General features: G+C 36.5%; 6 protein-coding genes, 1 tRNA gene and 1 pseudogene. 3 read left to right on the top strand and 5 right to left on the bottom strand.

Annotated features, from left to right (window positions below):
* Together terL and AB6N09_RS05545 are read left to right on the top strand one after the other, a co-directional pair.
* Positions 1-297 (top strand): phage terminase large subunit (gene terL, locus AB6N09_RS05540; RefSeq protein WP_411131933.1); only part of this gene is annotated, 297 nt, incomplete at its 5' end.
* 386 nt (positions 298-683) lie between these two features.
* Complete coding sequence (locus AB6N09_RS05545) at positions 684-1,115, top strand: hypothetical protein (RefSeq protein ID WP_411131934.1); 432 nt, start codon at positions 684-686, stop codon at positions 1,113-1,115.
* 141 nt (positions 1,116-1,256) lie between these two features.
* Here AB6N09_RS05545 and pdxH read toward each other — a convergent pair whose 3' ends face one another.
* The 4 genes from pdxH to AB6N09_RS05565 form a co-directional block, all read right to left on the bottom strand.
* Positions 1,257-1,850: a pyridoxamine 5'-phosphate oxidase gene (gene pdxH / locus AB6N09_RS05550; RefSeq protein WP_411131938.1), complete on the bottom strand. Its 594-nt coding sequence runs from the start codon at positions 1,848-1,850 to the stop codon at positions 1,257-1,259.
* Positions 1,851-2,057: 207 nt separating this feature from the next.
* Positions 2,058-2,264, bottom strand: coding sequence for a hypothetical protein (locus AB6N09_RS05555; RefSeq protein ID WP_411131939.1), 207 nt, complete (start codon positions 2,262-2,264; stop codon positions 2,058-2,060).
* Positions 2,243-2,680, bottom strand: coding sequence for a DNA-formamidopyrimidine glycosylase family protein (locus AB6N09_RS05560; RefSeq protein WP_411131936.1), 438 nt, complete (start codon positions 2,678-2,680; stop codon positions 2,243-2,245). The genes AB6N09_RS05555 and AB6N09_RS05560 overlap by 22 nt, the downstream gene beginning before the upstream one ends.
* Entirely contained in the window at positions 2,646-2,789 is a 144-nt protein-coding gene (locus tag AB6N09_RS05565; RefSeq protein ID WP_411131937.1) for a hypothetical protein, read from the bottom strand. The genes AB6N09_RS05560 and AB6N09_RS05565 overlap by 35 nt, the downstream gene beginning before the upstream one ends.
* A gap of 13 nt (positions 2,790-2,802) precedes the next feature.
* On the opposite strand from AB6N09_RS05565, the gene AB6N09_RS05570 reads away from it, so the two are divergent.
* A tRNA-Thr gene (locus AB6N09_RS05570) sits at positions 2,803-2,875 on the top strand.
* Between the two features lie 50 nt (positions 2,876-2,925).
* Here the strand turns inward: AB6N09_RS05570 and AB6N09_RS05575 are convergent.
* Positions 2,926-3,706, bottom strand: a pseudogene (locus AB6N09_RS05575) (Rpn family recombination-promoting nuclease/putative transposase); the annotation flags it as partial.
* Positions 3,707-3,875: the final 169 nt, after the last annotated feature.

The following is a 3,875-nucleotide window of genomic DNA, read 5'->3' on the forward strand; positions in this document are numbered from 1 at the left end:
ATCGAAGCCAAAACGAGTGGTCAACAATTGGTGCAAGAGCTAAAAGCAAGCAGTGATTTGCCAATCATTGAAATAGTACCACATGATGACAAACTTGCCCGATTCCACCAGATTGTTCCTATTATAGAGTCTGGAAAAGTTTTTCTGCCGCACCAGGCGATATGGCTCAATGATTTTGAGTATGAGATTTTAATGTTTCCAGAAGCGCATTACAATGACCAAGTCGACAGCACCGTGCAATACCTACAGTGGATAAGAGAAAGCACCTCCAGAGTCGCAGCTATACGTACATTGTGATTTAAGAGCAATCTCCACCAGGAAGGATGTCATGCCAGTGCCCAGACACTGGCATCTAAGACTTTTATCAAGTAGGTGAGCATAAAAGTTATGTTAAAACACTCCATTTTTATGGAAAACTTGATTCTCCAGTGTCAAGCACTTGGATGACATGAGAAAAGGTGCTATGATGGCATCATAGTGGTTGGGATGGATTGTAAGTCGAGGTCCTTATTCCGTTCTTTTGTCCAAGACTATTCCATAAAGAAATTACTTTACTTACTCAATAAATCTAACTATAATGATAGCAGGGAATTAAAACTTTGCAGAAAAAAATCATTATTACTAATTAGTTAAGAGATTATGTAGATCAAAATACTAATGGAATTATAGTAGGGCTTGGTGCTGTGCTGGGAGGACTTACAGGTTTGGGACTAAGTTTTACAGCTTTGTCACCTTTAGTTATAGGTGGAATTGTTGCCTCTGTTCCTGCAATATTATTTGTTGCATCGGGTCTATACTGTGGTGTAAGAGAAGGAAAACTTCGTAAAGAAGATCTGGCTGCTTGCATATGCATTGCAGGCGTTCTCACTTTAACATTCGCTGCAATCGGAGTTGGTCTTGCTGCAGCTGCAACTGCTATTTTTCCTTGTGCAATGCTTGGAGCAGGATCTGCAGCTTTAACAGGTGCAGTAATAGGAGCCATAGCGCCAATTGGAGGGTTTTTTGCAGCAGCGTATATCATTGCACCAATAGCTGAAAAAGTGAATGAATATATTCTATCACCTATGATGGAAAAAGTGAAAGGATGCTTTTCCTCAAAAGAGAAGGAAGTTTAAACTAAGGTTTTGTTTTCTGTTATTCCAGTGTGCAGCACATCGGACATTTATTTTAAAGACAGTATGTTATAGCCAGTTTTGCCTTGTTTTCCAGTGGAGATCACTATCAAATAACAATGTTCGTGCAGTTGTGTTGCATGGTTAAGGATACAACTGCTCTATTTTCCAGTTGCCTTCTTCAACAAGGGTGTATCTAAATCTAGTGTGTCTTCTATGTTCACCTTCTTGCCAAAATTCAATTGCCTTTGGGATTACGCAGAATCCCACCCAAAAATCAGGGCGAAAAACTTGTGTGTTGTAAAGTTCTTTTTCCTTTAGTTCGATAGCTCGCTCAAAATCTTGCCAATTTTTCAGAACGCTCGATTGTTTTGAACACCATGCACTAATTTGACTATCGCGTGCTCGAGAGGAGAAATATTCATCAGCTTTTTCAACGTCTAGGAGTTTAACATCTCCCTCAATTCGTACATTCCTAGAAAACTCTATCCAGTGAAATACTAGTGCAGCTTTGGGGTTCTCGGTCAATTCTTTTCCTTTTCTACTATTTACGTTAGTGAAGAATACGAAGCCTTCTTCGCTATATTCCTTTAGCAATACCACTCTTACAGATGGAATGCAGTCTTTGCTACAAGTTGCCAGCGTCATTGCAGTTGGCTCTTTACATGAAGAATTGAGTGCCGCTTTATACCACTGCGAGAACAAATCAAACGGATCTTTTTCAGGTAAAAATGTCATACCAAAGAATAAAATCTTAACTCTGACATACGCTGCAGAAATAAGTGCTACGGCCATTTTATCGTATAAGTGTTATGGTGTTATTACAAATTTTGCAAGGTTTTTGAACTTGACCGTATACGTAAAAACTGTTTTGGAAGTATCCGACAGATCCAGATGGTTGCGCATAATCTCTCAGCGTTGAATCACCTGCAGCAATTGCATCACTTAGAGTATTTTTATTTCAGCGGCAAGTTTTTCACACTCTCTGTATGTTAAATCTTGTGCTGATCTGAGCGGTGATATTCGGGCTCTAAACAAGCTCTCAGAAGCATATATGTTACCTACACCAACTATTATTTGTTGTTCATTAATGCTGATTTGATATTTATTTTTCTGTTTTTCAGCAGCTTCTACAAATAGCCTCCACTTAATTCATCCGTTAAGGGCTCTATTCCGAATTCATTAAAAAAATTTATTTCTTGTGCTTTGTTTAAGACGACAACCAACCCAAACCTTCTTGGATAATTAAAGACTATTGAAGCATTGTCGAAAAACAAAAATATCACGTGATCATGTTTATTCTGCGCTTGATTATCTTCAGCATATATAAGCTTTCCGCTCGTGCCAAGATGTATGATGACGGCTATATCATTGTCTGTGTTCCAGATTATGTATTTACCTCTACGCTTGATATCGCTTATAGCTTTGCCTTTTAGCGCATCATCGATATTTTTTGTTATTGGTACACGTAAATTCCAATTATTGACTGCGACACTACTTATTTGCTTGTTTTTTACTTTATCAAACAAAAAGTTAGATATTACTTCCACTTCCGGTAGTTCTGGCATCTTGTCTACTCTGTTGTTGCTTTTTTCTTTTTAGGATATTTTGCTTTAGAGCTTTTGCTAATCTTTTTCTTTCTTCTTCTTTTTCCTTATTCTTTTTTATGTTATTCATATATATGAATCCTGCCGTTATAGCTCAGGTGGTAGAGTACGTCATTGGTAATGACGAGGTCCCAAGTTCGAGTCTTGGTAACGGCACACTGATTATACTTACAATATCGCATACCACGTAAAGAAAACGTAACCTTTCACTGATTTTCGCTCAATTCTTTAATCTCACTAATAGAAAACCAGTAAATTTGACAATAGTGTCAACATCAACATTATTAGCCAGCATCGCTTTTGCGACTTCGATTTTTCCTTCTTCTCTACCTTTTTTTATGCCTTTCTCCATACCTTCTTCAAGTTTGTATTCAAGGATAGCTTCCTCTTTGTATAGATCCATTATTCTTTTTTCATATGCCGTTAGATCTTTTTCATTCCAGTTAAACCTGTCTAATTCATCATATGCTCTCTTTATTATTGGCGCTTCTCTTGCAATCTTCTTTAGATCTTTTTCAGTGGTTTCTTCTGCATATTTGAAAAAAAACACCAGCGTTCTACTATGCTTGTTAATTGCTCTACTTTATTTTTAGGAAATTTTGGTAGTTCTATAAACACAAATTGAAAATCTTGTAAGTCATGCTCATTAGTCTCCTCATCTCTTATGGTATGGCTAGATATATAATTGGATTTATCAGGAAATAAAACACAATTTGAAATTGTAATAAAGAAGATTTTCTGTAAATTAGCATACTTACCAACTTGTCTTGAGTAAGCTTTGGCAGCATAATATTGAGCGCGCTTTTCAAAACCTTTATCATGAGTGAGCTGCATTTCAACCACAAATCTGTTGCCAACAGAATCCTGGCATGGAACATCAACTATACTTTGTCTCTCAGAGGCAATTTCGGGGTTCAAAATGGTGCTGATAAATTCTATTTCTTGTATAGTATTAACTTCAGTACACCCTAGAATATCGTTCAAAAATGGATAAGAATTTTCTTATCAACTATTTTTTTTTTAAATTTTTTATTTGTGTGATTTTGCAACTTTACCAAGTCATATGGGCAATAAAAACCCGTTTGTTATAGAAAATAGATTTTATATCAAACAGCTACCGCAGCAATTTTTACTTAAGCCAATGAATATGTGAATA

It is taken from the genome of Wolbachia endosymbiont of Tettigetta isshikii, from assembly GCF_041154185.1.
Classification (GTDB): domain Bacteria; phylum Pseudomonadota; class Alphaproteobacteria; order Rickettsiales; family Anaplasmataceae; genus Wolbachia.